The sequence below is a fragment of the Nocardioides sp. genome, from assembly GCF_035429765.1.
Classification (GTDB): domain Bacteria; phylum Actinomycetota; class Actinomycetes; order Propionibacteriales; family Nocardioidaceae; genus Nocardioides.
The window spans coordinates 1-6,531 of record NZ_DAOMFK010000181.1 but is presented as its reverse complement, the minus strand read 5'-3'; the positions used below and the strand labels follow the sequence as shown (position 1 = coordinate 6,531).

The following is a 6,531-nucleotide window of genomic DNA, read 5'->3' as shown; positions in this document are numbered from 1 at the left end:
TCGGCCTCGGCCGACGTCGAGGGGGCGGGATCCGGCGGGGTGGGGGCGGTCGACGGCAGGTCGGGGTGGAACACCGGGACGGCGCCGTGGGCGGGGAGGGCGACGCCCGAGGGGTCCCCGACGAAGGCTCGGAGGTAGTCCGCCACCCCGCGGGCGGTGGAGAGGTCGAAGCCGTGACGGGGCCGACGCAGTGCGGCCGAGGCTCCCAGGACGTCCTCGCACAGCGCGTCCAGCGGTCGCGGGATCCCGGCCCGCACCTGGCGCGGTCGCAGCACCCGGCCCGCCTCGACCGGCGCGGGCGGCAGCAGCGAGTGCGACACCCCGGCCCAGCGTGCGGTCAGCCCGGCGTACAGGATCGCGGCCAGGTCCACCACGTCGGTGGAGCGCCGCCCCGGCGGCAGGCCGTGCAGGGCGGCGTCGACGGCCAGGCCGATCACCCGCACCGAGCCCTGGTGGTCCAGGAGCACGTTCTCGGCCGCCAGCCGGCCGTGGCTGACCCCGGCGTCGTGGGCGGCGCTGACGGCCGCCGCCACCTCCGAGGTGATCCAGGCCGCCCGGCGCGGCTCCAGCGGGCCCTCGCCGGAGACCATGATGTCCAGCGAGGTCCCCGCACCCCACTCGTTGACCACGTAGCACCAGCCGTCCTGCTCGGCGGCGTCGAGGACCCGCAGGAAGCGGCGGTCGGGGACGGCGGCGGAGCGGCGGGCAGCGGCGAGCAGACCCTCGGCCCGCTCGTCGTCGGAGGAGATCACGTGGACGGCCACGTGGCGCGCCAGGACCCGGTCGCGGGCGCGCCAGAAGCGCGCACCGCGGCTCTCGTCGAGGAGGTCCTCCAGGCGGTAGCGGTCGGCGAGGACGTAGCCGGGCCGGATCGACGCAGACAATCCCGGGCGCCCCCTGTTCCGGCTCGCTGATGGACGGCTCAGGCCATGGTAGGCGCGGTCAGCCCCGCCCGCGTCGCCGCAGCCGCCCTGCGACCATGGTGACGATCGTGGTGACCTCCCGCAGCCGCAGGGCCCGGGCGGCGGCCAGGTAGGTCGCGGCGGCCACCACGGCGAGCACCCCCAGCAGGACCCCGGACAGCACCCAGCTCGGGTCCTCGGGCACCACGCGGTGCAGCGCCAGCGACACCAGCGCGCTGACGGCCACCACGGCAGCCACCGCCAGCCCGGTCCGCACCAGGAACTGCACGGTCACCCGCCCCTCCAGGCCGCCCACCTGGCGGCGCAGCACGCCGAACGAGAGGGCGGCGCCCACGGCGTACGACGCCGTGTAGGCGAGCACGAGTGCGGGGGCCGTCCGGACCGGCGTGGCCCGGTGGACGAGCAGCAGGGCGGCCGCGATGTTGGTGGCGGCCACCGCGCACTGGATCCAGAAGACGGTGCGGGTCCGCTCGAGGGCGTAGAAGCCGCGCAGCATCAGGTAGTGGACGGTGAAGAACACCAGGCCGACCCCGAACAGCGACAGCGTGGGCACGTAGAGCCGGTAGTCGTCCCGGCCGGCACCGTGGCCCCAGAGCAGGTTGGCCAGGTCGGTGGCCCACAGCGGCAGCAGCGCGGCGAACGGCAGGATCAGCACGAGGGCGGTGCGCAGGGTGTCCATCAGCGTGTGCGACAGGCGGGAGAGGTCCGCCTCGGCCGCCCGTGCGGAGAGCATCGGCAAGATCGCGGTCGCGAGCGACACCGTGATCACCGAGTGCGGCGTCATGATGATCAAGAAGGCCTGGGAGTAGACGGTGTAGCCGGTGGCCTGGCCGACCGCCTCCACTGCCGACTGGGCCGTGCCGCTGGAGGCCAGCCGGACCACCACGGTGTAGGCCAGCTGGTTGACGATCACGAAGAGGACCGTCCACACCCCCAGCCGCAGCGTGTGCCCCAGCCCGGAATCGCGGAAGTCGAAGCGCGGACGGTAGCGGTAGCCCACCGCGGCCAGGTAGGGGAGGAGGATCGCGAACTGAGCCACGATGCCGACCGTCGAGCCGAGCCCCAGCAGCAGCTCCTGACGCGGCGTGAACGCGCCCTGCAGGTCGGTGGCCGGCCCGTAGACGGCCAGGTAGACCACGAGCACGCCGATCGAGATCACGTTGTTCGCGATGGGCGCCCACATCATCGGGCCGAAGCGCCGGTGGGCGTTGAGGATCTGGCCCACCAGCACGTACATGCCGTAGAAGAACACCTGCGGCAGGCAGAACCGGGCGAAGGCGACCACCGACTCGCGCTGGGCGCTCAGCTCGGGGCGGGCGAACTCCGGGTCCAAGAACAGGTTCATCACCCAGGGTGCGGCGACCACGAGCAGCACCGTGACCAGGCCCAGGAACAGCCCGGCCAGGGTGATCACCCGGTCGGTGTACGCCGCGCCGCCGTCCGCGTCGTTGCGCATGCTCCGCACCAGCTGGGGGACCAGGACGGCGTTGATGACGCCGCCGGCCAGCAGGATGTAGAGCATGTTCGGGATGGTGTTGGCGATGTTGAACACGTCCGCGTGCAGCTGCTGGCCCAGGGCCGCGACGAGCAGGGCGGTGCGCAGGAAGCCGCTGAGCCGGGAGATGACCGTGCCCGCGGCCATCACCGCGGTGGCCGTCAGCACCTTCGACTGGGAGTCGGCCCCCTCCGCGTCGCTCACCGTGCCGACCGCCCGGCGCGGGCGGCGCGGATCCGTCGGGTGAGGCGGAAGCCGATGGCGACCACCAGCATCGCCACGCCCACTCCCACCACGACCCAGATCACGTCGCTGACCTCGGCCGCTCGCAGTGGGAAGGAGGCCGTACCGCCGACCTGACGCCCCTCCTCGTCGGCCACGACGAGCTCGACCCGGTGCACGCCGAGCAGCGAGCTGTGCGCCTGCATCAGGACCGTCGCGCGCTCGCCGGGACCGAGGTCGACCATGTCCGAGGGCGGGATCACCAGCTGCGGGTCGGTGCGCGCGAGCACCCGCACCCGGACCGGCTCCGCCAGGCCGTTGGTGACCGTGGCCGAGAACTTGCCGGTGTCGCTGGAGAGGGTGACCGAGGCGGGGGGCCGGATGCTGACCGACGCGAGCTCACGCTGGATCGCGGCGGTCGACCGGATCGTGCTCGCCAGCGAGGTGGCCGGTGACGTGCGGGTCCAGTAGGAGACGCCGGTGAGTGCCTCGTCGCTCACCTCCTGCGCGACGGTGTCGTTGGCGGGCAGCAGGGCGTCCAGCCGCGCGCCGGCCTCCATCAGGGCCCGGGCCCCGGCGAACTGGTGGTCGTCGAGCTCGCTGCGCTCCTGGTGGGTGGGGTAGTCGAGGAGCTCGGTCTGCGCCACGCCGGTGGTGCGCAGGGCGATCCGGCGGGTGGTGGTCAGCCGCAGCCAGGGGACGTCCAGGCCGGCGAAGAACTCCTCGGACTCCACACGGGTCGAGGGCGGGTTCCACCCGGGCGGGAAGACCACCACCATGGCGTCCTGGCCGGCGAGGAGCCGCAGCGCGGCCTCGCTGAGCAGCCGCTGGCGGACGGCCACCGGGCTGAACCGCTCCCCGGGCCCCGGGCCGCCCGCCAGTGCACCGCTGGCGGAGACCAGCAGCCGGTGTCCCCCGAGCTCGGCCAGCGCCGCCGTACCGCCGCCCAGCGCCCGGTCGGACACGACCACCGTCGAGGCGCGTGGGAACAGCTCCAGGCTGGAGGTGGGCAGGTAGCCGCTGGGCGGGACGACCGCCGCCCCGGCCCGCGCAGCCAGCCCCGGGACGCTGCGCCCGGAGCGTCGTCGCGCCAGGCCGACCATGTCCGGGTCCGACGCGTCGGCGCCGGCCACGTCCAGGTCGCCGTACGGCAGCACCAGAGTCTGGTCACCGGCCATCGCCTGTCGGGTGGCCTCGAGCCACCCGGCGCCGAGCGTGGCCGCCATCTGCTCCTCCGGCGTCGCCTCGTCCTCCCCGTCGCCGCTCGGCTCGGCGCTGGGCGAGGCGTCCTGCTCCGGGCCGGAACCGGCCGAGGCCGAGGGACTCCCGTCGCGGCCCGGCTCCACGGTCCTGCCCAGGAAGCGCGGCGGGTTCCCGGCAGCCAGCGAGGCGACGGCGTCGCTGACCGCGGGATCCACCAGCCAGGTGAGGCGGTCCTCGCCCGCGGCTGCGCCGAAGTCGGTGAGGTCGGCCAGCCGACCGTCGGGGCGCAGGTCGCTGATCCAGCCTGCGACGTCCTCGAGGCTGCCGTCCTGGGCATGCCGCACCTCGTGCCGGACGGGCAGCACCAGCGCGGTGTCGATGCGGCCGGTGTCGTCGCCGACCAGCGGCCAGAAGGTCCGGGCCTTGCCGTCGGCCAGGGTGTCCCTCCCCGCGTCGGTCTCGCCGAGGGCGTGCACCCCCAGCCAGTAGACCCCGGGTGTCGTTCCGATCGGCAGCTGGTCGCGACGCAGCCGGAGGGTGTACGCCGCGCTCTCCCCGGGTTCGAGGGCGTCGAGCACGTCGTACGTGCCGTCCTCGGTGATCCGCTCGCCGACCTGCACGTCCGGGTCGGTCCGGCTCGCCTCGGCCAGCTCGTCGGCCGTGGTGATCGGGTACGCCGAGGTCAGCGCGTACACCTTCACCACGCGCCACTCCTCCTCGCTGGTGTTCGTCACCGTCCCCGTGATCTCGACGGGGCCGCGAGCCGGCACCGCCGACGGGGTCAGCGTGTCGATGGTGACGTCGAGCGGGGAGGTCTCGGCCGCGGTGCGGGCCACCGCTCGCCCGGGGGGAGCGGGCAGGACGCCGGTGACCAGCAGTGTCGCCGCGGCGGCCAGGGCAGGCAGCAGCGACGCACGGGACAGCACGGTGCGACTCTATCCGCCGCGAGGCCGGGAACCCGGCGGGCCGCGGGTGGCCCGGAGGCGCGCCGCGACCAGCCACTAGAGTCTCCTTCCGTGTCCGACGGCCAGCCGACTCCCCTCAACATGGGCGAGGTGCAGCGCTCGGTGGCCGCCGAGCTGGACCGGATCGCTCCCGTGCTCGACGTGCTGGGGGAGCGGTTCGCGGCCGCGGGGGAGACGCTGGCCCTGGTCGGCGGCCCGGTCCGGGACGCGATGCTCGGCCGGCTCCAGAACGACCTCGACTTCACCACCTCGGCCCGTCCCGAGGTGACCGAGCGGCTGCTTCGGGGCTGGGCCGACGCGGTGTGGGACATGGGCCGTGCCTACGGCACGATCGGGTGCCGGACCGGGTCGTGGCAGGTGGAGATCACGACGTACCGCTCGGAGTCCTACGACCCCGCCTCCCGCAAGCCCGACGTCGACTTCGGGGACTCCCTGGAGGGCGATCTGGGTCGCCGCGACTTCACCGTGAACGCGATGGCGGTGACGGTGCCGGGACGGGTCTTCGAGGACCCCTACGGCGGGGTCGTGGACCTGGCCCACCGGGTGCTGCGGACCCCGGGTCGGCCCGAGGACTCCTTCTCCGACGACCCCCTGCGGATGATGCGGGCGGCGCGGTTCGCCGCCCAGCTGGGGTTCACGGTCGCACCCGAGGTCGTGTCCGCCATGACGGCCATGGCCGAGCGCATCGAGATCGTGTCGGCCGAGCGGGTCCGTGACGAGCTGGTCAAGCTCGTGTGCAGCCCCCACCCCCGGCGCGGGCTCTCTTTGATGGTCGAGACGGGGCTGGCGGCGCGGGTGCTGCCCGAGCTGCCGGCCCTCGCGCTGGAGCGCGATGAGCACCACCGGCACAAGGACGTCTACGAGCACACGCTGATGGTGCTGGAGCAGTCGATCGCGCTGGAGTCCCGGCTCCCCGGGGGTGGTCCTGACCTCGTCTCCCGGTTCGCGGCGCTGATGCACGACGTGGGCAAGCCGCGCACCCGGCGGTTCGTGGGCGACGGGCAGGTGACCTTCCACCACCACGACGTGGTCGGCGCCAAGCTCACCCGCCGGCGGATGCAGGCGCTGCGGTTCTCCAACGCCGAGATCGACGCCGTCGCGACGCTGGTGGAGCTGCACCTGCGCTTCCACGGCTACGGCTCGGGGGAGTGGACGGACTCGGCGGTACGCCGCTACGTGCGCGACGCGGGGGACCAGCTCGCGCGGCTGCACATCCTCACCCGGGCCGACTGCACCACCCGCAACGCCCGCAAGGCCGCGCGGCTGCGACGCACCTACGACCACCTGGAGGAGCGGATCGCGCGGCTCTCGGCCGAGGAGGAGCTGGCCTCGGTCCGGCCCGACCTGGACGGCCGGCAGATCATGGAGATCCTGGGCATCCCGCCGGGCCCGCGGGTGGGCGCGGCGTACCGCTTCCTGCTCGACCTGCGCCTGGACCGGGGCCCGATGTCAGCCGAGGAGGCCACTGAGGCCCTGGTCGCCTGGAACGCCTCCCACCCCGGTTGAGTCGCGCCTTCGGTGCGGTTGACTCGCGCCTTACGTCCGCTTCACTTGCGTGCCGCGACCGCTGACACGCCGGTCTGCGGGAGTCGAGCGTCCCGACCGCGCCGCGCACGTACGACGACGAGCAGTCGGCCATACCGACCCGGTGCGTCCGGGCTCCACGCACGGGGCGCGAGTCAACGGGGCGCGGGGCGCGAGTCAACGGGGCGCGGGGCGCGAG

Annotated in this window: 4 protein-coding genes; 1 reads left to right on the top strand and 3 read right to left on the bottom strand. The window is 74.1% G+C overall.

Features of this window, described 5'->3' with window-relative positions; all coding sequences use genetic code 11:
- The 3 genes from PLP61_RS13795 to PLP61_RS13785 form a co-directional block, all read right to left on the bottom strand.
- The coding region (locus PLP61_RS13795) for a protein kinase family protein (RefSeq protein ID WP_324503316.1) at positions 1-884 on the bottom strand (884 nt) is incomplete at its 3' end.
- A gap of 58 nt (positions 885-942) precedes the next feature.
- The gene (murJ, locus tag PLP61_RS13790; RefSeq protein WP_324503315.1) at positions 943-2,622 is read right to left on the bottom strand and encodes a murein biosynthesis integral membrane protein MurJ; all 1,680 of its coding nucleotides are present in this window, start codon (positions 2,620-2,622) and stop codon (positions 943-945) included.
- The gene (locus PLP61_RS13785; protein WP_324503314.1) at positions 2,619-4,769 is read right to left on the bottom strand and encodes a DUF6049 family protein; all 2,151 of its coding nucleotides are present in this window, start codon (positions 4,767-4,769) and stop codon (positions 2,619-2,621) included. Before PLP61_RS13785 ends, murJ begins: the two co-directional genes overlap by 4 nt.
- 120 nt (positions 4,770-4,889) lie before the next feature.
- On the opposite strand from PLP61_RS13785, the gene PLP61_RS13780 reads away from it, so the two are divergent.
- A complete protein-coding gene (locus tag PLP61_RS13780; protein ID WP_324503317.1) occupies positions 4,890-6,314 on the top strand; it encodes a CCA tRNA nucleotidyltransferase in 1,425 nt (474 codons plus the stop codon).
- The last annotated feature ends 217 nt before the right edge of the window (positions 6,315-6,531 follow it).